Genomic DNA, 25,869 nt, shown 5'->3' with positions numbered 1-25,869 from the left:
AAAAAATCGATAACGTTTTCGAAATTCCGAAAACGTTATCGGTTCGGCTTTTTAAGAAATAAAAGGATGCTTAAGTATTTAATTATGTAAGTTTGAAATATTAAAAAATAGAAATATTATGATTGTATACAGGAAGATTTTTTTATTAGTGCTTTTAGTGGGCCCAGTTGTTTTTGGACAAACAAAATCAGATGAATGGCATTTGTACGCTAATTCAAGAGCTAATTATTATGGTGTGGCTATGGCCAATGGTCAAATTGGAATCGTCACTGATGATACTCCGTTGAAAACAAAAGAAATTATTTTAAATGGCGTTTATGAAGGCAGTCCTGAAAATGGAATAAGTAGAATTGTGAGAGGAATTGAATTTTTAAACCTTCATTTGTCGATTAATAATCAAGAAATTAAATCAGATAATATTGATAATTGGAGTCAGGTGGTTTCAATGAAAGAGGGAATGAGTACTACTTCATTTACTTTTAAAGATTTGGTTGCTGTAGATTATACTATTTTGGCCAATAGGGCAATTCCGTACTCAGCTATGGCTATTGTAGAAATCACCCCTAAAAAAGATATAGAAATTGTAGCTAATAATTATATGGTTGTTCCCGATGAATTGAAAGAAGCCAAAAGTCAATTTCGTGTTTTAAAAGACAATCAATATATGATGCCAGTTTTTGGAACTACGGCAAAAACTTTATTTGGGAAATATATTGTTTCGGCATCTACTACATTTTTGTTTGATGGACAAAATGAGACTTTAAAGCAAACAGGAAATGAAGTTGGTTTTTCGAAAAAACTTTTGAAAGGCAAAAAATATAGATTTGCGATTGCTGGTGGAATTTGTACTTCCAAAGATTTTACGGATCCTTTAAATGAATCCGAAAGACAACCCATATATGCACTTCAAGAAGGAATTGATAAATTATTAGATAAACATAAAAAAGCTTGGGCTGAATTATGGAAAACGGGAGACATACAAATTGAAGGAGATCTAGAATCACAACAAAGAGTGCGTTTTGCATTGTATAACTTATATTCATTTATCCGTCCAGAAACAAGACAAAGTGTTGCGCCAATGGGATTGTCTTCTCAAGGATATAATGGACACATTTTTTGGGATTCTGAGCTTTGGATGTATCCAACACTTTTGGCTTTACAACCTGATATGGCTAAATCGTGTTTAGATTACCGTTCAGATCGTTTACAAAAAGCAAAACAAAAAGCAACTGTTTATGGGTATAAAGGTGCAATGTTCCCATGGGAATCTGATGATACAGGTGAGGAAGCGACTCCAACTTGGGCATTGACAGGTATTTTTGAACAACATATTACAGCTGATGTTTCTATAGCATTTTGGAATTACTACACCTATACACAGGATAAATCTTGGTTAAAAAAAGAATGGAATGTTTTGAAAGAGACTGCTGATTTTTGGGTGAGCAGAGTGGTAAAAAATCAAGATGGTAGTTATTCTATATTAAATGTTGTGGGTGCTGATGAATATGCGCAACATATAGATGACAATGCTTTTACTAATGCATCGGCTATTGAATCTTTAAAGAATACAATTAAAGCGGCTACAATTCTAGGAGAACCAATTGATCTTAGATGGATTGAAGTTTCGGATCATTTGGTTATTCATTCAAAAAACGGGATTACTCAAAATTATAAAGGATATGACGGACAAATAATTAAACAAGCCGATGTGAATTTATTAGCGTACCCTTTACATGTAATTACAGATAAAAAACAAATTGAAAAGGATTTGGAGTATTATGCTGCTAAAATAGACCCTAAAGACGGACCAGCCATGGCTTCCGGAGTTTTATCTGTTTTGTATGCCCGTTTGGGAGATAGGGAAAAAGCGTATAGTTACTTTGTAAAATCATATATGCCAAACAGTCGCCCTCCTTTTGGGGTATTTTCTGAATCAGCTAATAGTAATAACCCTTATTTTGCAACAGGGGCAGGAGCGATGCTTCAAGCTGTAATTTATGGTTTTGGTGGAGTAGAACAAACTGATGAAGGTTTGAAGTACAACAAAGGACTTTTGCCAAAACAATGGAAATCTTTAAAAATAATAGGCCTTGGTGTAGATAATAAGACTATAAAAATAGAATAGTTCCTTATTATTTATTTAACATTTTTTTACCACAAATGCATCTATCCAATGAAATGAGGATAGATGCATTTGTTTTTTTTAATTTCCCTGTATATTCTCTGCTTTAATAGGTATGTTGTTGGTTTTAGGTTTTTTAGGATAAATAGTACGAAACGCATAGGTAATAAGTTTAAATCTGTTTTGAATAAAAATCAAAAAAAATGGCAAAAGAATAACTAATCTGCAACGTTTTCTAGTTTAGGCCGTTTTTTTTAACAAAAATGCAATCATTTTACCTCTAAAAACTTAAAAAATCATGACAATTAATAATTATTCTTATTTTTTTTATGTTTTATATAATTTTATTATTAAATTTTTGAAGGATTAATTTTAAAATCGAAAACGTTTTCGGCTTAACGAAAACGTTATAGTTTAAAGGTTTCTTAAAATTTTCATAAATTTTGTCTAAGTTTGGTTTTGAATTTAAACAAAACCATTTAAACAATTTATTAACCAACTTATTTATTACGTATGAAAAATAGTCTAATCAAAGGCTTGATGGTGTTTCTAACGGTACTATGTACAAGTTTGACGTATTCGCAAGATGTGTCTGGTACAGTATCTGACGCTAGCGGTCCACTTCCAGGGGCTTCAATATTAGTTAAAGGAACAACAATTGGAGCACAAACAGATCTCGATGGAAAGTTTACTATCAGAAATGTTGGAGCAAATGCAGTTTTAGTTTTTAGTTACATTGGTCTTAAAGCTCAAGAAGTAAATGTAGCAGGAAAAACTTCAGTTAAGGTTATCTTAAAAGAAGACTCAGCTGAATTACAAGAAGTGATTGTTGTAGGTTACGGTACAGTTAAAAAGAAAGATGCAACTGGTGCAGTTGACCAGATTGGTGCAAAAGATTTTGACAATGTAGCTGCTCCTTCACCAGCACAATTATTAAGAGGTAAAGTAGCGGGTGTGCAAGTAACACAATCAAGTGGTGAACCAGGTGGAGGCGTTTCAGTAAGAGTTCGTGGAAATTCATCTATTCGTTCTGGTAATGGTCCTTTGTATGTAATTGATGGTGTGCCAATGGATGGTGGAAATATTTCTGCGGGTGGTGGTCTTACTTCTAATAGTGGTGCTCAAGATTTAGGAACATCTTCTGCTAGAAACCCATTAAACTTTATCAACCAAAATGATATTGAAAGTATCAGTGTCTTAAAAGATGCTTCTTCTACGGCTATCTATGGTTCTCGTGGTGCAAATGGGGTAATTGTTATTACAACAAAAAAAGGAAAGTCAAAAGAACCACAATTAAGTTATAGTTCTTCGGTTACTTTTAGTAAAATGTCGGGAAATTTTGGAGTTATGAGTCCAGAGCAATTCGTTGCTGCAGGTGGTGACGATAAAGGATCAAGAAGTTACGACTGGAAAGATGCAATTTTAAGAAACGGTTTTTCTATGAATCATGATTTGTCTTTTTCTAAATCGACTGAAAATTCAAATACAAGAGTCTCTTTGGGAGCATCTAATACAGATGGTATAGTTAAGAACACAGGCTTAGATAAATATTCAGCTACTATTTACAATTCAAATGACTTCTTTGGAGGAGCTTTGAAGGTAGAAGAAAGAGTAATGTATGCTTCTTTAAAAGATCAAACTACATTATTGTCTAATTCTGCAGGTTTTATTGGTAGTGCAATTGGGACAGCTTTGTATTGGAATCCAACTTTACCAATATATAAAGCAGATGGTACGTATAATGTAGTAAGTAATACGTATTTGAATCCAGTACAATTATTGAATAGCTATAATGATTATACGAACACAAATAAATTTTTAGGAAGTATCAATACTACTTGGAAAATTAATAGTAAATTAAAATACACTTTCTTATTTGGTATAGAGAGCTCTACTTCAACTAGAAAAGTAGAATTACTTCCGACTATTGAAATTTTAAATACGGCACAAGCTGTTGTGCCAGGGACAGGTACAGACCCTGTAACAAATCCAGCGGTTACTAAATTTGGTCAAGCCGTAATTAATTCTCAAAACAAATTCAATAAAACTTTTGAGCATACATTGAATTATAATAATGACTTTAGTGATAATTTTAATTTTGATGCTTTAGTTGGGTATTCTTATTATGATTATACTGCTGATGGTTTTCAATCTTCTGCAATAGGATTCGATAAAAATCAAACTAACCTAATCGATAATATTGAAGGTGGTTTGCAGAATGAGTATAGAGTTACATCTTTTAGAAATAGAACTGAATTACAATCTTATTTTGCAAGAGTTAATGCTACTTTGTTTAGTAAATTGATTCTTACTGCAACATTACGTTCAGACGGTTCTACAAAATTGGGTGTAAATAACAAATACGATTATTTCCCTTCTGCAGGTATCGCTTATAAAGTGATAGACGGTAAAGATGGTTTAGTAAATGACTTCAAGATAAGAGGTAACTTTGGTAAAACAGGTAATCAGGAATTTGCCCCTAATTCTGCAATTTCTAGAGGGTCTTATGGGCTTAACGGTTCGTTAAATTTAGATAGTAATGCAAATGCTGATTTGAAATGGGAAACTACTAAGTCTTACGGAGTAGGTGCAGATTTTGAATTATTCAATAACCGATTAACAGGCTCGGTTGATTATTTTCAAAGAGATACTAAGGATTTAATTTTTCCAGTTCCTGCTGCTGCAACACAGCCAGGACCAGCATCACCACGTTTCAAAAACTTACCTGGAAACTTAATTAATAAAGGAATTGAAGTTGCTTTAAGTTATAAAGTGATTCAAAAGGAAGATTTCTCGTGGGATGTTTCAGGGAATGCTTCATTCTTGAAAAACGAAATGACTAATTTTGCTGGATTCATTTCTACTGGAGGTTTAAATGGTCAAGGTTTATCTGGTGCTTATGCGCAAGTAATTACTAATAATAAACCAATTTATTCTTACTATATGTATGAGTGGAGAGGGTATGATTCAGCTGGTAATTCTATTTATGCAGATGCAGCAGGAAATGATACTGGTTTAGGCACTGCGGCTAAAAAATTATTAGACAAACAGCCATTGCCAAAGATCAACGTTGGTTTCAATACAAACTTTACTTACAAGAACTTTGACTTAGGTGCTTCTTTCTATGGTGCTTTTGGACATTACATCTACAACAACACAACGAATGCTTATTTCTTTAAAGGAGCTTTCTTAGGTGGTAGAAACGTAACTCAAGAAGCGGCTACTTCTGCACAAGCACAAGGAGATCCAAACTCACCTTCGACTAAATACTTAGAAAAGGGAGATTTCTTAAGACTGGGTAACTTGACTTTTGGATACACGGTTAAAGGTGCGATTTTGGATAAATTCAAAATGTCTAATGCAAGATTATATGTAAATGCTTCTAATTTATTTATAATCACGGGTTATTCAGGATCAGATCCTGAAGTAGATACTGATAAAACATTGAACGGTGTTCCTTCTGCTGGTATGGAGTATTTATCATATCCAAGAGATAAAAGTGTATCTGTAGGTCTTAACGTAACATTTTAATTAAAAAACGATGAAAAGAATAAATATTATAAAAAGCATCTTATTAACTAGTACAATTGTACTTGGAGTAAGTTGTACTAATCTAGATGAAGAAGTATTAGATGGCGTTGTTGTCTCTAATGAAGGTGGGGGAGCTGTAAATACTAGCTCATTATTGACAAGTGCTTATGAAGGGTTAAGAGGTTTTGAAACACAAGGGCAAATGTTTGCTTTGGACGAAATGTCTGGAGATGCACTAGTTGGACCAACACGTGGAGGTGACTGGGATGATAACGCTACTTGGAGACAAATCCACGTACATACTTGGGCTCCTGATCATAATGAAGTTAGAAATGCTTGGAACGCTTTATTATCTCAAGTATACAATTGTAATCTAGTTATAGAAAATGGTTCTGGTGCTGAGGTAGCTCAAGCTCGTTTCTTAAGAGCATTTTATTACTATAATGTAATTGATTTATTTGGACAAGTTCCTTATAGAGAAGCGGGTTCTGCATTAACACTTGATCCTAAAGTATGGACTAGGACAGAAGCTACGGAGTTTGTAATTAGCGAGTTAGAAGCAGTGGTTGGTTCTTTGCCATCTAGAGCAGTAGGAGATGCAAGTTTTGCCAACACTGATGCTGCTCACTTTTTATTGGCTAAGTTGTACTTGAACAAAGCGGTTTTTGAAGCAGCAGATGCTGCGGGTCCTTATACTTTTGCTACTGCTGATATGACAAAAGTGGTATCTAATGTTGATGCAATAACAGATAGCTCATTAGCTCCGGATTATTGGGATAACTTTAAGCCAACTAACAATACATCACCAGAGATTTTGTTTTCTTCAAGAAATGTTCAAGGTGGTGCAGGTGGAGGAATTCAGTTCCATTGGAGAATGGGGATGCATTACAATCAAACTCCTGATGGATGGAACGGTTTTGCCATTGTAGCGGAATACTATAATAATTTCAATCCGAATGACAGACGTATTAAAAATTCTGATCCAGCTATTATTGCAACATTTGGTAATAACGTAGGAATGCAAATTGGTCAAATGTATAAACCAGGTGGGACAGTTGCATTAAAAGATAGAAATGGGAATCCATTATTTTATACTTCTGCTTTAACTTTGATTACCAGTGGGGCTACTCTTGAAACAGCAGGTATTAGAATGCAAAAATACATACCAGATGCTGCTAATGTTGGAACACCTGATAATGATTTTGTATTCATGAGATATTCTGATGCTTTAATGATGAAAGCAGAAGCAATAGCTAGAGGTGGTGCTGGTACAAATGATGTAGCTAAATTGGCAACAATCGTTTCTAGATCTGGGCAAGTTGGAGTTTTTCCAACTACTCTAGATGGAATATATAAAGAAAGAGGTAAAGAATTGTGGTTAGAAGGATGGAGAAGAAATGATATGATTCGTTTTGGAACATTCCTTGCTGCAAGAGAATTAAAACCTTACGTATCTGATAAAAGATATGCTTTGTTTCCTATTCCAGCAGATGCGTTATTTAACGCAAATTTGAAACAAAACCCTGGTTACTAGGTTTTAGAAAATATTATTATGTTTTGAGTTAGTTATAAAGAGGGCAATCGTATTGCCCTCTTTATTTTTTTAATTTTAACGCTATTCATTGTTTTATTTACTGAATATTATATAAATTAGACCTTTCTTTCCTTTCAAAATGTCTTAACCAAATACTACGTATAATATGTTTAATCGTTCTATTTTCTTTTCAATTTTTATTCTTCTTTTTGTCAATTGTTCCCACGAAAATTCTGATAATAAAAATGCCCTTTTTTCCAAACTTGAAACTTCACAAACCGGTATTAATTTTATTAATGAGGTGAAAAATGGGGAGGATATGAATATATTCAAGTACCGAAATTTTTATAACGGAGGTGGTGTGGCTATTGGTGATATCAATAATGATGGGCTTTCAGATATCTATTTTACTTCAAATCTGGGTGCTAATAAATTATACTTAAATAAAGGAAATTTCAAATTTGAAGATATATCTAAAAAAGCAGGTGTTGAAGGGACTAAATCCTGGTCAACTGGTGTAGTAATGGTGGACCTTAATGGGGATGGATTATTAGATATTTATGTTTGTAATGCAGGAAGTATTAAAGGTGATAATCAAAAAAACGAACTTTTTATTAATAATGGAAATGGTACTTTTACAGATAAAGCTGAACAATATAATTTGGCCGATACCGGAATAACAACCCATGCTACATTTTTTGACTATGATAAAGATGGAGACCTAGATGTATATATCTTAAATAATAGTTTTATACCTGTAAGTAGTCTTAATTATTCTAATAAAAGAGAATTAAGGGATAAAGACTGGGATGTTGCCGACATTCTAAAAGGTGGTGGAGACAGATTATTACGTAATGACAATGGTAAATTTGTTGATGTAAGTAAGGAATCTGGGATATATGGAAGCCTTATTGGTTTTGGTTTAGGTGTTACTGTTGGTGATGTAAATGGAGATTTGTATCCAGATATTTATATCTCAAATGATTTTTATGAGAGAGACTATTTATACATTAATAATAAAAACGGAACCTTTACAGAACAAATTCAAGGATGGGCTTCTCACATCAGTCAATCTTCGATGGGTGCTGACATGGCCGATGTTAATAATGATGGTAAGGCGGATATATTTGTAACGGATATGTTGCCTGAAGGAGATGAGCGATTGAAAAACACTACTAGTTTTGAAAATTACGATTTATATCTTCGAAAATTGAATTTGGATTTTTTCAATCAATACATGGAAAACACGCTTCAAATTAATAATGGCAACAATCAATTTTCGGAAATTGCCAATTATGCAGGGGTTTCAAAAACAGATTGGAGTTGGGGGGCTTTAATGTTTGATATGGATAATGACGGATACAAAGATATTTATGTTTGTAATGGTATTTATCATGATTTAACCAATCAAGATTTTGTTGATTTTTTTGCGAATGAATTTATGCAAAAAATGGTTGTTACTGGTAAAAAAGAGCAAATTGAAACCATTATAAATAGGATGCCAAGCACACCTATTCCTAATTATGCCTTTAAAAACAATAAAAATTTAACCTTTACAAATGAAGCTCAAAACTGGGGATTAAGTACGCCTAGTTTTTCAAATGGTGCGGCATATGGTGATTTAGACAATGATGGAGATTTAGATTTGATTGTCAATAATGTTAATATGGAGGCTTTTGTTTATAAAAATAATTCAGAGAAAAACAAAAAAAATCATTTTGTAAAAGTGAAGTTGAAAGGCGATAATCTGAATAAATTTGGTGTAGGGAGTGTTGTAGAATTGTTTTCTGGAAATGAAATTATACGACAAGAATTAATTCCTTCAAGAGGGTTTCAATCGTCTATAGATTATGTAATGACTTTTGGTATTGGAACTAAAAAAATTGACTCATTACAAGTAATTTGGCCAAATGGTAAATTTCAAACCATTAATAAAGTGGTCAATAATACGACACTTAATTTGAATGTTGCAGATGCTAAATTAAATTATATTCCTAAAGTTGATAAAACTAAACCTTTATTTACAGAAAAGAAATCAAATTTCATTACACATAAAGAAAATGATTATATCGATTTTGATTACGAAGGTTTAATCTCAAAAGAACTTTCTCAAGAAGGACCTTCACTAGCGGTTGGAGATATTAATGGTGATGGGAATGAGGATCTTTATATTGGTGGCGCTAAAGGAGCCCCAGGAAAAATATATTTGAATAAAGGAAATGATAATTTTGCTATCACAAACCAAGTTGATTTAGATTCGGATGCTAATTATGAAGATACGGCTGCCAGCTTTTTTGATGCAGATGGCGATGGCGATTTGGATTTATTAGTTGGTTCTGGAGGAAATGAAAAAGCAGATCAGGCGAATTATAAAAACCGTTTGTATTTGAATAATGGAAAAGGGATGTTTACCAAAAGTAAAACGGTTGTTCCTACAACTAACAGTAACGTTTCTGTTATAGCAGCTTATGATTTTGACAATGATGGGGATGTTGATGTTTTTATTGGTAGCCGATCTGTTCCTGGGGTTTATGGAATTAATCCCAAACATTTACTATTAGAAAATGATGGAAAAGGAAATTTCACAAACAGTACTGATAAAGTGGCATTCAAATTGAATGAAGTTGGAATGGTTACAGATGCAGTTTGGGAAGATATTGATAATGACTCCAAAAAAGATTTAATCCTTGTTGGGGATTGGATGGCTCCAAGAATATTTAGAAACACAGGGAGAAGATTGGCTGAATTCAAGTCTAATCTTTCAGAATATTCCGGTTTTTGGAATGCAGTAACCTGTGTTGATTTGAATAATGATGGAAAAAAGGATTTGATTTTAGGAAATAAAGGAACAAACACAAATTACAAGGCTACAAAGGCAAATCCGATGCGTTTATTTGTAAATGATTTTGACAATAATGGAACAATTGAGCAAATTGCAACGCGTTCTATTGACGGAAAGGATTTACCGCTGAACTTAAAACAAGATGTTGCAAAACAAATTCCGATGATTAAAAAGAAGAATTTAAGTTATGCTGATTATGCTAAAAAGACTTTTCAAGAATTATTCGCTAAAGAGGTTGTTGACAATACAATACAAAAAGAGGCTACGATTCAGGAAAGTGTAATTGCTATTAATAAAGGGAATGGACAATTTGAAATAAAATTGCTTCCGAAAGAAGTTCAGTTCTCTTGTGTAAATACAATTTGTACTATGGATGTGAATAAAGATGGTATTTTAGATATTCTTTTGGGTGGAAATCAATATGAATTTAAACCTCAGTTTTCTAGATTGGATTCAAACTATGGAAGCCTACTTCTAGGAAATAAAAACGGAACCTATTCTTGGGTTCCCTATAATAAATCAGGATTCTTCATGAGAGGGGAAGTAAAACATTTAAAATCAATAAAAAATGCAAATAACTCTGTTTCGGTTATTGCAGTTATTAACGACAACTCACCAAAAATATTTAAAAGCAATGAATAATTTTTTTCGAATAGTACTATTTTCCTTTTTGGTGGTAAGTTGTACTAAAAAACAAAACCATTTATTTGAGAAACTAGCTTCAGACAAAAGTAATATTACGTTCAACAACCAGTTAGACCCATCCAAAAATATTTCAATTCTGGACTACCTTTATTATTATAATGGAGGTGGAGTAGCGCTTGGAGATATAAATAATGATGGACTAGTAGATATTTATTTCACTTCAAATCAAGGTAAGAATAAGTTGTATTTAAACAAAGGGGGAAATAAATTTGAAGATATTACCGTAAAAGCGGGAGTTGAGGGTCAAAGTGATTGGAGTTCAGGCACCGTGATGGCTGATGTAAATGGAGATGGTTATCTAGATATTTATGTTTGTGCAGTAGTTGGAATCAATGGATTCGAAGGTCATAATGAATTATTTATCAATAATAAGAACAATACATTTACAGAAAGTGCTGCAGAATATGGATTGGATCTTGATAATTATAGTTCATCAGTAGCTTTTTTTGATTATGATTTAGATGGGGATTTAGATATGTATTTATTAAATCACGCAGTCCATTCGGAAGAGTCTTTTGGAAATTCAGATATTAGAAATAAAAGAAGTTACGAATGTGGAGACAAGTTATTCCGAAATGATAATGGAAAATTTGTTGACGTAAGTGAAAAAGCAGGAATTTTTGGGGGAGCTAATGGGTATGGGCTTGGATTGGCTATTTCAGATTTTAATTTAGATGGTTATCCAGATATTTATGTAGGGAATGATTTTCATGAAGATGACTATTATTACTTGAATAATGGAGATGGTACCTTTACTGAAAGTTTAAAAAGTCATTTTGGACATACTAGCAGATTTTCTATGGGAGTGGACGTAGCCGACATTAATCATGATGGTTTTCCAGATATCTTAACTTTAGATATGCTTCCTGAGGATGAAAAAGTATTAAAATCTTCATTAGGAGATGATAATGTTCAGATGTTGAAAATGCGAACTGAAAAATTGGGGTATCATTATCAATATACCCGAAATATGCTGCAATTGAATAATGCTGGAAATAACTTTACAGAAACGGCATTACTAAATGGAGTTGCAGCTTCAGACTGGAGTTGGAGTGCTCTTTTTGCAGATTATGATCAAGATGGTGAACAAGATATATTTATATGTAATGGAATTCCTAAGCGTCCAAATGATTTGGATTATGTGAAATATTACTCAAATGATCAAATAAAAAATAAAATTACATCTACAAAATTATTAGATAAAGAAGCGTTGAAAAAAATGCCGAAAGGAAATGTGACCAATTTTGTTTTTCAAGGATCTAAAGATTTGCAGTTCAAAAATAAATCAAAGCAATGGATTGAAAATGATTCTATAATTTCAAATGGTAGTGGATATGCTGATATTGATAATGATGGAGATCTTGATGTGATCACAAATAATTTAAATAGCATTGCATCAGTTTATATCAATCGAACGGATACTGCCTCAAATTATTTAAAATTAAAATTGCAATTTGAAGGAAAAAATACCTTTGGAATAGGCGCAAAAGTAATATCATATGCAAAAGGCAAAAAACAATTTAAAGAATTGCAAACTACAAGAGGTTTTCAATCTTCGTCCGAACCAATGATCCATTTTGGATATGGGAAAACAACCATCGTAGATTCTTTAGTTGTAATTTGGCCAGACAAAACATATCAAACATTAAAAAATGTAAAAGTAAATCAAACGCTTATTGTAAAGGCAGCTAAAAACAGAAAAGTATTTGATTACCAAAAGTTGCATCCTATAGTTTCGCCAGTTTTTAGAAAGAACGAAACTAATTTGGGAATTAATTTTATACATCAAGAAAATGATTATATTGATTTCTTAGCACAAAAGATGATACCATACCAACGTTCTGATCGTGGTCCAGCTACTGCAATTGGCGATTTGAATGGAGATGGTAAAGAAGATATATTCTTTGGAGGTTCTAAAGATAAAAAAGCGAGTATTTACATTCAAAACTCAAATGGGTTTTCAAAAAAATCATTTGCTGAAATTGAAAAAGATTCTATTTATGAAGATGCATCTGCGGTTATAGGTGATTTTAATAATGACAAACTAAATGATTTATTTGTTGTCTCTGGAGGTGGTGAAAACGCCTCTAATTTGCAAGATCGTTTGTATCTTTCTATGAATAAGCAACAGGCCAAAACTACATTGACGGAATTAGCTCAAAATGCTTCAGTTGTCAGAATGTTTGATTATGATAATGATGGGGATCTGGATCTTTTTATAGGGAATAGTTCAATAAACAATCGTTTTGGAAGTATGCCAGATTGTTTTTTACTAAATAATAATAAAGGGGTATTTACTAAAGTAGAAAATAAAACTTTTTCTAAAGTTGGGATGGTTACAGACGCTGTCTTTACGGATTTCAATAAAGACGGTAAAGTGGACATTATAGTTATAGGAGAGTGGATGAAACCAACATTTTTTGCGAATAAAAATGGAAAATTTACGGATGTAACTGCAACCGTTTTTCCAGAAAAAAGTAATGGTTTATGGCAAGCTATTATTCCGTTTGATATTGATAATGACGGAGATTTAGACTATATGGTTGGGAATTGGGGATTAAATTCCAAGTTTAAAGCTTCTGATGAATTTCCAATGAAAATGTATTATGATGATTTTGATGCTAATGGCTCTTTTGAAACAATTGTGGCCATTGAAAAAAATGGAAGGTACTACACTACATTAGGTCTTGATGAGCTTGCCGAACAATTCAGTGGGATGATAAAAAAGAAATTCAAATCGTATAAATCATTTGCAGGAAAAATGGTAGAAGAGGTATTTAGTCCACAAATGCTTTCTAAAGCTAAATTGTTTGAGGTTGATAATTTGAAATCAGGTTATTTGAAAAATCAAAATGGTAAATTCACCTTTGTGCCTTTTTCAAATGATTTACAAGTGGCACCAATTAATTGCTTTGTAAAATCAAATTTTGATTCTGCTAAAAAAGAATCTGTATTTGCAGCTGGAAATTATTTTGGGGTAGCTCCTTATCATAGTAGATTTGATGGATTTTCTGGTGCTTTAATTAAGAACCAAAAAGAAATAATATTGGGAAGTAAAATAGGTATTGATTTGTCACAGAAGGCAGTTAGACATTTAGATATTATAAAATTTAATGGTAAAAAGTACCTATTAGTAACTGTTAATAATAATAAAGCTGAGGTATTCGAAATACCAATGGCTCAATAATTCATTCTAAAATAAATATTAAAAAACAGATTAAAATGAAAACTAAATTTTTTATAATCGCTTCGTTAAGTCTCCTTTTTGTTTCTTGTAAAAAAGAAAAATCGATTATAGTAACTCCAGATGAATATAGTGCTGCTGTTGAAAATGTGACCCAAATTATGGTTCATGATATTTTTTCGCCACCAGTTGCTAGTAGGATTTTTGTATATCCAAATATTGCAGCATACGAGATTATTGCTCAAAACAGTAAAACCTACGGAAGTCTTCAAAACCAGTTGAAAGGCCTAGATTCTATTCCAAAATTGGATCCTAAAAGCGGTGTGAATATAGAAGTTGCAGCTTTAGTCGCCCATATGGATGTTAGTAAACAATTGGTTTTTTCTGAAGAATTAGTGGAAAAATTCAGAGATAGTTTGTACCAAAAATGGAGTAAGGAAAATGAAAAGGAATTTGAAGTCTCTAAAGAATACGGGCTAAAAGTGGCTGCTCGTATAAAAAAATGGATGGATAAAGACAATTATAAGGAAACACGCACTATGTCTAAGTTTTCAGTACTTCCTAATATTGCTGGAAGATGGCAGCCTACACCACCAGCATATATGGACGCAATTGAGCCTCATTGGGCTGAGATTCGCACTCTTGTTTTAGACTCTGCGTCCCAATTTAAACCCATTCCAGCTCTTCCTTTTTCATTAGATAAAAACTCTCCTTTTTTCAAAGAAGTACAAGAAGTTTATGATATCAGTTTGAAGATGAAAAAAATGGGAGATACGTGCAACGAGGTAAAAATGGCTCAATTTTGGGACTGTAATCCATATGTATCAGTGAGTCAAGGGCACATGATGTTTGCTAAAAAGAAAATTACTCCAGGTGCACACTGGATGGGGATTACAAAAATTGCATGTAAAACATCGAAAGCTAATTTTGAGAAAACGGTATTCGCTTATACAGAAACCTCAATCGGGATGTTTGAAGCTTTTATAAGTTGTTGGGATGAAAAATTCAGAAGTAATGTAATACGTCCAGAAACGGTAATTAATCAAAAAATTGATGAAAACTGGAAACCCGCTTTACAAACCCCTCCATTTCCTGAATATACAAGTGGGCATTCAGTAGTTTCTACAGTGTCTTCAAATATCTTGACTTCTATTTTCGGTGATAATTTCTCTTTTGTAGATGATTCAGAGTTACAATTTGGTTTGCCAAATAGGACATTTAAATCGTTTAATGAAGCATCAAAAGAAGCGGCTATGAGTCGTTTTTATGGAGGGATTCATTATAGAGCAGCAATTGAAAACGGGATAGTTCAAGGAAAGGAAATAGCCGATTTTATAGTTGATAAATTAAAAATGAAGAAGTAAAATGAAAACAAAGAAAATAATAATATTAGTTTTTAGTTTTGTTTTCTCTCTTTTCTTAATCTGGTATCTATTTATTAAAGAAAGTGACTATTGTATTTCATTTAAGGTTAAAACTGCGACTGGTACTGTTTTTCAAGGAGTTCAAGAGTGGTCAAAGACACGTATGACTACTGATAAAGAAAATTTTGTTCTTGTTGAAAAGAAAAACTTTGGTTTTATTAAGCAAGAAATGACAAAAGATAGTACTAAAATGGAATATACTTGGGATTTTAATTCCATAAATGATTCTATTACTATGGTGAATGTAGGTATAAAGGAGCAAAAGAATAGCATATACAATAGATTGACTGCGCCCTTTTATAATACTAGCTTTAAAAAAGAACAAATTAAAAAGATTACTGATTTTAGAAATGGTTTAAATAAGCATTTAGAAAATTTTAAAGTTAAAATTGATGGGTTAGGACAATCTGAAGAAACTTTTGTGGCCTATATCAGTTTAAAAAGTGTACTGCAGGAAAAGGCACAAACCATGATAATGAATGATGCTGCTATTACTGGTTTTTTGGAACAAAGTAAAATTATAGGAAGGCCCTATTTAGAAATTGAAAATTGGGATCTTGACAAAGAGCAACTTGATTTTAATTATTGCTTCCCTATTGATAAGGATGTAAAAATGATCAATAATGGGATTGTAAAATTTAAAACTATAAAAGCAGTAAAAGGTCTAGAAGCCACTTATTATGGCAATTTCAGAACGTCAGATAGAGCTTGGTTTGCTTTGTTGGATTATGCTAAAGCCCATAATTATAAATTAGTTAATAAGCCTCTTGAACACTTCCTTGCTAACCCTTTCAACGGAGGGGATGAACTATCTTGGGAAACTAAAATTGTTATCCCATTTGAGTAAAACTACAAAGTTATAATTTAAGTTTATTTTAAGAATTCGAAAACGTTTTCGGTACTTCCGAAAACGTTTTTATTTTTATAATGCAATAAATTGTCGATTTAAAAATTAATTTTAAATAAAATATCTAAAAAATTTACGAAATAATTAATTTATAAAGAAGTGCAATGAAATTAAAGCTTAGTTTTTGGCAGATAATTAATATGAATGTTGGGTTTTTCGGAATTCAATATAGTTTTGGATTACAACAAAGCGCCGTTAATCCCATTTATGATTTTTTAGGCGCAAGTCCTGATCAATTACCATTGCTTAATCTTGCTGGTCCACTAACTGGGTTGTTGATTCAGCCAATTATAGGTGCAATGAGTGACAAAACATGGTCTCCAAAATTAGGAGGAAGAAGAAAGCCATACTTTTTTATTGGAGCTTTGATATGTAGTATCGCTTTATTTATGTTTCCTTTTAGTAGTTCGTTATGGATGGCCGCAGGGTTACTTTGGATATTAGATGTTGGTAATAATACAGCTATGGAACCTTATAGAGCTTTCATTGCTGATACACTAGATACTGATCAACAGCCTACAGGATTTCAAGCTCAAAGTTTTTTTACAGGTTTTGGGCAAACTTTGGCAAACGTTTCACTATTTATTTTCCCATTAATTTTTATTGGAACAACAGGGAAACTACCCACTTGGGTATTTGCTTCCTTTTTTCTTGGTGCAGTTTGTTCGATTGGATCCGTTTGGTGGAGTTCACATACTACTAAAGAAATTCCGCCTACTGAAGAAGAATTAAAAAAAATTAAAGAGGAACCCTTACATGTTTTTACTCCATTTGTGGATATATTTTCAGCAATAAAAGACATGCCAAAAGTAATGTGGCAATTGGCTTTGGTGTATTTGTTTCAATGGTATGCCTTATTTTGTTATTGGCAAAATTCATCAAAAAGTATTGCTCTTTCTGTTTGGCATACTACTCCTCAAAAAGACATGAAATTATATGGAGAGGCTGTTAGTTGGACTGGCTTAGTAAATGGATGGTATAATGTCGTTACTTTTTTATGCGCTTTTGGATTGGTCTATTTTGCAAAGAAATATTCGCCAAAAATGGTGCATTTTTCATGTTTAGTATTAGCAGCAATAGGATTTTTAATATTTCCGCATATTGAAAATAAATATTTATTATTCCCGGCTATAACTGGTTTTGGAATCGGTTGGGCAAGTATGATGGGAATCCCTTATTTAATGGTGGTGAACAATATTCCTAAAGAACGTTATGGGGTTTATATGGGAATCATTAACATGATGATTGTTATTCCTATGTTTATCCAAACGATTACTTTCGGGTATATTTTAAAACATTTTTTAAACAATGATGCTAGATTAGCGATCACATTTGCAGGAGTACTATTGGTTATTAGTGCGATATGTACCTTATTTATTAAAACAAAAAAAGTGGAATTAAGTGAATGATTTAAATTATAAAAAGGCAATGGAATTGTTGCATAAAGCTTCGTCAACTGAAGGGTTTTTAGCGAGTGCTCAGGATATTTCTAATTACAAAAGAGTTTGGGCTCGTGATGGAGTAATTTGTGGATTGGCCGCTTTAGCATCTGGGGATAATGAATTGATTGATACGTTTCGCAAAACATTAGACACATTGGCTGAAAATCAGCATTATAATGGAACGATCCCTTCAAATGTAATGACAAATGGAGCCGATGTAGAAGTTAGTTATGGTGGATTAGCAGGAAGAGTGGATGCAGTTACTTGGTTTGTTATTGGAATTTGTCAATATGCTTTTTATAAAAAGGATCCTTCTTTCGTAATAAAACACGAACAAAACATTCAAAAATGCTTGCAACTTCTTGAGGCTTGGGAGTTTAATAATAAAGGGCTGTTGTATGTCCCGCTTTCTGGAAATTGGGCTGATGAATATATAACAGATGGCTATGTTTTATACGATCAATTGCTCCGAATTTGGGCATTAAGAAGTTACAATCATTTTGCAAAGAAGGAGTCAATTACAGAAAAAATAGAAAAAATAACGGAACAGATTGAAATTAATTTTACTCCAAATTCAGTTGGAGAGAAATACCATGAAAGAGCATACAACGAAATAAATATTAACAAATTTATGCCTTGCTCTTTTTCACCAGCGGGTTATAAAACTCAGTTTGATGCTTTTGCTAACTCATTGGCGCTATACTTAAATATTGGATCAGAAAATTTTCAGCATTCTATTTTAGAGTATTCAATTGAACTGAAAAAGGAAAGACCTCTACAATTGTTGCCCGCCTTTTGGCCTCCAATAGAAGAAAGTGATATTGATTGGAATCTTTTGAAGAACAATTGCAAATATGAATTTAGAAATTATCCAAATGAATTTCATAATGGAGGTAGTTGGTCTATGGTCAATGGGTTTTATGGATTAGCATTACAATCTAAAAACAAAAGTAGCGAAGCATTAGAAATATTAGAGGCTATAAATGCAGTGAACAAAGTGGAGGATTATAGTTTTTATGAAAATTTCAATAGTGAAACTCAAAAGCCAAACGGAGTTCCATTTTGTGCATGGAGTGGCGCCGCAACAGTAATGTTGCATCAAAGTATAAATACAAATTTTAAATTTTTAGTTTAAATTGGAAAAGAAAATTGACATAATCTGTGCAGGGGAAGTACTGATAGATTTTATAGGACACGAAGTAAATACTTCGATAAACAGAACAAAAGATTACCACCGATTTTTAGGTGGCTCTCCAACTAATGTAGCGGTGAATGCGGCAAGGTTGGGTTTGAACTCTGTTTTAGTGGCAACTTGTGGTCAAGACGGATTGGGAGAATATATTGTTCGTAAACTGAAAGCAAATAAGGTGATTACTTCCCAAATAAGAAAATCAAATACAGAGCCAACTTCTGTTATTTTTGTTTCAAAATCGACTGGTACTCCTGATTTTATTCCATATAGAGAAGCAGATTACCAAATTCATCAGAGTCAAATTCCAGACGATTTATTGGCAAGTGCCAAAATTTTTCATACAACCTGTTTTGCATTAAGCAAAAACCCAGCTAGAACGACTATTTTAGAAAGTGCAAAAAAAGCCCAATCGTTAGGTTTGCAAACAAGTATTGATATTAATTTTTCGGAGAGAATTTGGCCAGATAGAGAGGAAGCTAAGCTGGTTTTGAAAGAATATTTGGGAACAAACCCATTTGTAAAATTAAGTGAAGATGATTGTTATCGTCTTTTTGCTGAAACAAAAACCGAAGATTTTATTTTTGACTATTTTCATGATTTGGGTGCGGCAACAATATGCTTGACTAAAGGGAAAGATGGGGTGGTCTTATCTGATAAAAATTTTGGTATGTTTTATCAAAAAGCACAAAAAATTGATGAGATAAAAGACACAACTGGTGCTGGAGATGCTTTTTGGACTGGTTTTTTGTATGCGCAATTATTGAATAAAAATTTTGAAGAAACCATTACGATTGCTCAAAAGTTAGCCGTTTTAAAATTGCAAAACGTAGGGAGATTACCAGAGGGGATTAATATTGCCACCTATCTGAATACTGATGGGTAGTTTTTATAAAATAATAAAACCAATTAAAAATGAAAAAAAGCACTATTAAATTAGCGATGTATTTGAATTATTTTGTCTTTGCTATTCTATTGAATAGTGTAGGAATAGTGATTTTAAAAGCCCAAAAAAATTATGGAGTCGATGAGTTACAAGCTAGTATTCTAGAGGCTTTTAAAGATTTACCTATCGCAATTGTCTCTTTTTTGATCGCTTCTTTTTTGCCTAGATTAGGTTATAAAAAAGCCATGCTTATTGGTTTAGCATTAGTATCTGTAGCTTGTATTACAATGTATTTTGGAAATTCATTTGATACTGCAAAAATTCTTTTTGCAACAGTTGGGGTTTCATTTGCTTTGATAAAAGTTTCTGTTTATTCTCTTATTGGAACTGTTACTGAAAATCAAAAAGAACACAATAGTTTGATGAGTAGTATTGAAGGCGTTTTTATGATAGGTATTGCATTAGCTTACTTTTTATTTCCAGCTTTTAATTCAGAATCGGATCCTGATGCATGGTTGAACGTGTATTGGTTATTAGCGGGAATTTCATTGTTATCATTTGGATTCTTGTTCTTTGCCAAATTTGAAGACCAAACCGATATTCCTGGAGTTGATTTAGCGGATGATTTTAAACAAATGTTCAAGCTGTTTGCTAAACTACTGACTATTGTTTTTGTAATTAGTGCCTTTCTATTTGTAATGATTGAACAAGGAATTATGTCATGGTTGCCTACTTTTAATAGTAAAGTATTACACCTTCCAGAGAATATAAGCATAATGATGGCGAGTATTTTGGCTATTACTTTGGCGGTAGGACGATTACTTGCGGGTGTAATTACTAAAAGTATAAATTGGATTTGGGTACTTAGTTTTTGTATTGTGATGGCCATGTTAATCGTTATTTTTGTATTGCCAAGGACGGTTGGGTTGGATGTTAAAGAAATCAATTCGCTAGGAGATATTCCTTTAATAGGATTTGCATTTCCTCTTGTGGGATTGTTTATCGCTCCAATATATCCCCTTTTAAATTCAGTTGTTTTAAGTGCTTTGCCCAAGAAACTGCACAGTTCCATGACGGGTTTAATTGTTGTTTTTTCAGCATTAGGAGGTACATTAGGTTCAAGAGTAATAGGTTATTTGTTTAAAAATGAAGGGCCTGAAAATGCCTTCTATTATACTTTAATTCCAATGTCTTTATTATTGGTCTCTTTCTTTATATTAAAAAAACTAACTGCTAAATCATGAAAATTTCACTAAACATTGATAAAACATTTCGCGAACTCTTGCTTCAAGAGGATACTGATAATGATAAAAAGATTACAAAGGATGACAATGGTCCTAAAAGATTCGTTTTAGTTGATGAAAAAACTAAAAAAGAAAGAGCCATTGAAGGAACCTATCATTTGGCAAATTTACTTCAAGAACTGGCAGTCCTCAAAGATAAAAAAATGGAATTGGGTGAGGTCGATTTAACACGGATTCAAGAGGAGCCTGTAGATCGTATTTCGAGAAAAATTAGAGAGGATTATTGGGATGAACTTACTAGAACTATTGATAAGAAAGGCCTGATGCAAATTCTACAAGATGAAAAAACGACAAATGAAATACCAACTCTATATGTTTCCGCTAAAGATAAACAAGGGGTGAAGTATTTTCAGGATTTAGAAAAAGAACTGCAAAATTTCAAAGTAGGAGTTTTACCGGAAGATTATACAGAAGAGTATGTTGATACGTTGAATACAAAACCCGGGATTCTTGCGTTGGCTTTAGAACAAAAATTATACAGTTTACAAGGAGTTCCATTTGTTGTCCCAGGTGGGAGATTTAATGAAATGTATGGTTGGGATAGCTATTTTATTGGTGTTGGATTGCTAATTGATAATCAGCTGGAGAAAGCGATGGCTATAGCAGATAACTTTAAATATCAAATTGTTCACTACGGAAAAATACTAAATGCCAATAGGAGTTACTATTTAACTAGAACACAGCCACCATTATACTCCTCTTTATTAGTTGAGATTGTAAAGAATAAAGTTCCAAATTTAGAATGGTTGAAAGACCATCTAGAAACGGTTATTCTTGAATACAATACAGTTTGGATGGTGCAAGGTGGTCGATTGACTCCTACAGGATTAAATAGATATAAGTCAGGTGGTGTAGGAATGCCTTTTGAAGTGGAGCCAGGACATTTTGATGATGTTTTAGAATCGTATGCAATAAAATATAATTTGCCAATTAGAGAATTTGAAAAGCAATATTTAAATAGAACTATTGTTGATGCTGAACTTGATGAGTATTTTGTTCATGATAGAAGTTTACGCGAAAGCGGACATGACACTACTAATAGATTGATTAATACTTGTGCTAACTTAAATTCAGTTGATGTAAATAGTTTTCTTTACAAATATGAAAAAGATATAGCCTTTTTGATTAAGAATTTCTATGATGATAAAATACAAATAGCTGATACTCTTTACACATCTAAAGATTGGGAATCCAAAGCAAATTCAAGAAAAGAAAAAATGGATGAATTATGCTGGAATGAAAAATCAAGTATGTATTTTGATTATGATTTTGTAAATAATAGACAATTCCCTTTTGAAGCTGCAACTACTTTTTTCCCTTTATGGGCCGGATTATGCAATGCTCATCAGGCAAAACAATTAGTCGAAGTAGCCTTGCCACAATTTATAAAAAGTGGAGGAATTACAGGAAGTACAAAAGCAAGTACGGCAAATTTTCCTAAGGATGCGCCACAAAGGCAGTGGGATTATCCTTTTGGGTGGGCTCCACACCAAATGCTGTTGTGGGAGGGTTTACTTAATTATGGTTTTATTGATAAAGCCCAAGAAATGGTGTACAGATGGCTTTGGTTAATTACTAAAAATGCAGTGGAATACAATGGAACGATTCCAGAGAAATTTGATTTGGAAACCAGTTCCCATAAAGTTTTTGCAGAGTATGGTAATGTTGGGACGGAATTCGATTATATTTCTAAAGAGGGTTTTGGATGGGTTAATGCGTCCTATCAATATGGATTGCAAATACTAAACGATCATTTGAAACAAGAACTAAATAGACTTACTTCTCCAGAAGATTTATTTAAAGGCTAATTTTTTTTTGTAAAGCTGTATTTTGTATGTTATTTTTTTTAACTTTATAGTCAACTAAATTTTTTCAACATGACTGTAAATCAAATATTAAGCACAAAAGGAAAGGATGTTCATTCTATAGTTTCTACAATCACCGTATATGATGCATTGAAAGTGATGGGAGAAAAAAATGTTGGAGCAGTATTAGTCATTGAAGATAATATTTTAAAAGGAATACTTTCTGAAAGAGATTATGCTAGGAAAATTGTCCTAAAAAATAAAGCTTCAAAAGATACGTTTGTACATGAAATCATGGAAAAGGATGTCATTACGGTAAAACCAACGGATGATCTTGATTTCTGTATGGGAATTATGAGTAAAAGAAGGGTTAGACATTTACCAGTTGTAGAAAATGATGCCGTTACTGGTGTTATTTCAATTGGTGACGTAGTGAAAGCAATAATAGAAATTCAAAAAGAAACAATTCAGCATTTGGATTCTTATATTAGTGGATCAAAAGGTTAAAATAGAATTTAAAAATAAGTATAAATAGCTGCAATTTAGTGCGGCTATTTTTTTTTCTACAAATAGGGTTTGGTTTTTTTTAAAAGAATAGAAGAAAAGTCTGCTTTTTAAACCAAGTCTTATATCTTTGTAAGCTAGAATAAAACATTAAAAAATGAACAAAAACAGCAAAAGAAGAGAAGCGTTATTATATCATGCAAAACCTACTCCAGGAAAAATTCAAGTAGTTCCAACTAAGAAATATGCAACCCAAAGAGATTTATCTTTGGCTTATTCACCTGGTGTAGCTGAACCTTGTTTAGAAATTGCTAAAGATGTAAATAACGTATATAAATATACAGCTAAAGGAAATTTAGTTGCAGTAATTACTAATGGAACTGCAGTTTTGGGTCTAGGAGATATTGGACCTGAAGCTTCAAAACCAGTTATGGAAGGAAAAGGATTATTGTTCAAGATTTTTGCAGATATCGATGTTTTTGACATTGAGATTGGTACTAAAGATATTGAGGAATTTATTCAAACCGTAAAAAATATTGCTCCTACATTTGGAGGGATAAATTTAGAAGATATAAAGGCACCTGAGTCTTTTGAAATTGAACGTAGGTTAGTTGAAGAATTGAATATTCCAGTGATGCATGATGATCAACATGGAACAGCAATTATATCTTCTGCAGCTTTAATAAACGCATTGGAATTAGCTGATAAAAAAGCTGAGGATGTGAAAATGGTAGTTTCAGGTGCAGGTTCAGCAGCATTAGCTTGTGCTGATTTATATGTTTTACTAGGAGTTAAAATAGAAAATATATTGATGTTTAACAGTAAAGGAGTCTTGACAAAAGACAATCCATCACTATCTGTTATGCAATTAAAATATGCAAAAGATATAAAGCCAGTAAGTCTTGAAGAAGCTTTAAAGGGAGCAGATATTTTCTTAGGACTATCTTCTGGAGATATTATGAGTCCTCAAATGTTATTGGGAATGGCTGATAATCCAATCGTTTTTGCAATGGCAAATCCAGACCCAGAAATAGATTATAATCTTGCTATTTCAACACGAAAAGATATTATCATGGCTACAGGAAGATCTGATCATCCTAACCAAGTGAATAATGTACTTGGGTTTCCATATATTTTTAGAGGAGCCTTGGATGTTCGCGCTACTAAAATAAATGAAGCAATGAAAATGGCTGCTGTTAAAGCATTGGCTTTATTAGCAAAAGAGTCAGTTCCAGAGCAAGTTAATGTTGCTTATGGTGCAACTAAATTGGTTTTTGGTAGAGATTATATTATCCCAAAACCATTTGATCCAAGATTAATTACTATTGTGGCTCCTGCAGTTGCTAAAGCTGCCATGGATTCTGGTGTGGCATTAAACCCTATTACTGATTGGCATAAGTACGAAGAAGAACTTCTAGACCGATTAGGGAATGATAATAAAATGGTTCGATTGATTACCAATAGAGCTAAAATGGATCCTAAAAGAATTGTATTTGCAGAAGCAGATCACTTAGATGTACTTAAAGCCGCTCAAATTGTATTAGAAGAGGGAATTGGACATCCTATTTTATTAGGTAATAAGGAGATTATTTTAGAATTAAAAGAAGAATTAGGTTTTGATGCTGATATTGAGATAATTGACCCTAAAATAAAAGAAGAAGACGCTAGAAGAAATAAATTTGCGACTACCTATTGGGAAACTAGAAAAAGAAAAGGAATTTCTTTATATGATGCTGAAAAGTTAATGCGTGAAAGAAATTATTTTGCTGCCATGATGGTCAATGAAGGAGAGGCTGATGGATTAGTTACAGGTCATTCTAGAAGTTATTCTTCTGTAGTGAAACCAATGTTGCAATTAATTGAAAAAGCGCCTGGAGCCTCTATTGTGGCGACTACAAACATGATGATGACTGCTCGTGGTCCAATGTTTTTGTCAGATACTGCGATAAACATCGATCCTTCTGCAGATGACTTGGCAAAAATTGCTATTATGACTGCTAAAACAGCAAGAATGTTTGGTGTAGAGCCAGTTATAGCGATGGTTTCATTTTCTAACTTTGGTTCTTCTAGTGATGCTAATGCTACTAAAGTAAGACAGGCAGTAGCTTATTTACATGAGCATCATCCTGATCTTATTATTGACGGTGAAGTTCAAGCAGATTTTGCCTTGAATCCAGAAATGTTGAAAGAGAAATTCCCGTTTTCTAAACTAGCTGGAAAAAAGGTAAACACTTTAATTTTTCCTAATTTAGATTCTGCTAATATTACTTATAAATTATTGAAAGAATTAAACAAAGTGGATTCAATCGGGCCTATTATGCTTGGAATGGGAAAACCAGTTCACATTTTTCAATTAGGTGCAAGTGTAGAAGAGATGGTCAATATGGCAGCAATTGCTGTAATTGATGCGCAGGAAAAACAAAAGAAAAAACAAATTAATGCTTCTTTATAATTAGCTTTATAAAAACAATAAATTGTTTCATATACAAA

The 25,869-nt window shown here is 32.7% G+C and carries 14 protein-coding genes; all 14 read left to right on the top strand.

Translation table 11 applies throughout. The features are described from left to right. Nucleotides 1–118: 118 nt before the first annotated feature. The 14 genes from AB3G36_RS01740 to AB3G36_RS01675 all read left to right on the top strand — a co-directional run bounded on the left by AB3G36_RS01740 (nucleotide 119) and on the right by AB3G36_RS01675 (nucleotide 25,831). Entirely contained in the window at nucleotides 119–2,125 is a 2,007-nt protein-coding gene (locus AB3G36_RS01740; RefSeq protein ID WP_367755392.1) for a glycoside hydrolase family 65 protein, read from the top strand. A gap of 510 nt (nucleotides 2,126–2,635) precedes the next feature. Then, on the top strand, nucleotides 2,636–5,653 hold the full coding sequence (locus tag AB3G36_RS01735; protein WP_367755390.1) for a SusC/RagA family TonB-linked outer membrane protein: 3,018 nt from the start codon (nucleotides 2,636–2,638) through the stop codon (nucleotides 5,651–5,653). Nucleotides 5,654–5,663: 10 nt separating this feature from the next. After that, the gene (locus AB3G36_RS01730) at nucleotides 5,664–7,187 is read left to right on the top strand and encodes a RagB/SusD family nutrient uptake outer membrane protein (RefSeq protein WP_367755388.1); all 1,524 of its coding nucleotides are present in this window, start codon (nucleotides 5,664–5,666) and stop codon (nucleotides 7,185–7,187) included. A 166-nt stretch (nucleotides 7,188–7,353) separates the two neighbouring features. After that, nucleotides 7,354–10,671, top strand: a complete 3,318-nt coding sequence (locus AB3G36_RS01725; RefSeq protein ID WP_367755387.1) for an FG-GAP-like repeat-containing protein — start codon at nucleotides 7,354–7,356, stop codon at nucleotides 10,669–10,671. After that, nucleotides 10,664–13,921, top strand: a complete 3,258-nt coding sequence (locus AB3G36_RS01720) for a VCBS repeat-containing protein (protein ID WP_367755386.1) — start codon at nucleotides 10,664–10,666, stop codon at nucleotides 13,919–13,921. Before AB3G36_RS01725 ends, AB3G36_RS01720 begins: the two co-directional genes overlap by 8 nt. Nucleotides 13,922–13,956: 35 nt before the next feature. Then, nucleotides 13,957–15,282 (top strand): vanadium-dependent haloperoxidase, encoded by a 1,326-nt coding sequence (locus AB3G36_RS01715; RefSeq protein WP_367755385.1) that lies wholly within the window; start codon nucleotides 13,957–13,959, stop codon nucleotides 15,280–15,282. Between the two features lies 1 nt (nucleotide 15,283). Beyond that, nucleotides 15,284–16,189, top strand: a complete 906-nt coding sequence (locus AB3G36_RS01710; RefSeq protein WP_367755383.1) for a hypothetical protein — start codon at nucleotides 15,284–15,286, stop codon at nucleotides 16,187–16,189. Nucleotides 16,190–16,353: 164 nt separating this feature from the next. Continuing rightward, nucleotides 16,354–17,658, top strand: a complete 1,305-nt coding sequence (locus AB3G36_RS01705) for an MFS transporter (RefSeq protein ID WP_367755381.1) — start codon at nucleotides 16,354–16,356, stop codon at nucleotides 17,656–17,658. Then, complete coding sequence (locus tag AB3G36_RS01700) at nucleotides 17,651–18,826, top strand: glycoside hydrolase 100 family protein (protein WP_367755379.1); 1,176 nt, start codon at nucleotides 17,651–17,653, stop codon at nucleotides 18,824–18,826. The genes AB3G36_RS01705 and AB3G36_RS01700 overlap by 8 nt, the downstream gene beginning before the upstream one ends. A gap of 1 nt (nucleotide 18,827) precedes the next feature. Then, complete coding sequence (locus AB3G36_RS01695) at nucleotides 18,828–19,766, top strand: carbohydrate kinase family protein (protein WP_367755377.1); 939 nt, start codon at nucleotides 18,828–18,830, stop codon at nucleotides 19,764–19,766. Nucleotides 19,767–19,795: 29 nt separating this feature from the next. Continuing rightward, nucleotides 19,796–21,010 (top strand): sugar MFS transporter, encoded by a 1,215-nt coding sequence (locus AB3G36_RS01690; RefSeq protein WP_367755375.1) that lies wholly within the window; start codon nucleotides 19,796–19,798, stop codon nucleotides 21,008–21,010. Then, complete coding sequence (locus AB3G36_RS01685; RefSeq protein WP_367755373.1) at nucleotides 21,007–22,878, top strand: trehalase family glycosidase; 1,872 nt, start codon at nucleotides 21,007–21,009, stop codon at nucleotides 22,876–22,878. Before AB3G36_RS01690 ends, AB3G36_RS01685 begins: the two co-directional genes overlap by 4 nt. A gap of 69 nt (nucleotides 22,879–22,947) precedes the next feature. Beyond that, on the top strand, nucleotides 22,948–23,382 hold the full coding sequence (locus AB3G36_RS01680) for a CBS domain-containing protein (protein ID WP_367755371.1): 435 nt from the start codon (nucleotides 22,948–22,950) through the stop codon (nucleotides 23,380–23,382). A 154-nt stretch (nucleotides 23,383–23,536) separates the two neighbouring features. Further along, nucleotides 23,537–25,831 (top strand): NADP-dependent malic enzyme, encoded by a 2,295-nt coding sequence (locus AB3G36_RS01675; RefSeq protein ID WP_367755369.1) that lies wholly within the window; start codon nucleotides 23,537–23,539, stop codon nucleotides 25,829–25,831. The last annotated feature ends 38 nt before the right edge of the window (nucleotides 25,832–25,869 follow it).

This window comes from Flavobacterium sp. WC2430 (genome assembly GCF_040822075.1).
In the GTDB taxonomy this organism is placed as follows: Bacteria; Bacteroidota; Bacteroidia; order Flavobacteriales; family Flavobacteriaceae; genus Flavobacterium.
The sequence above is the reverse complement of the archived record's forward strand: the minus strand, read 5'-3'. Positions and strand labels throughout refer to the sequence as shown.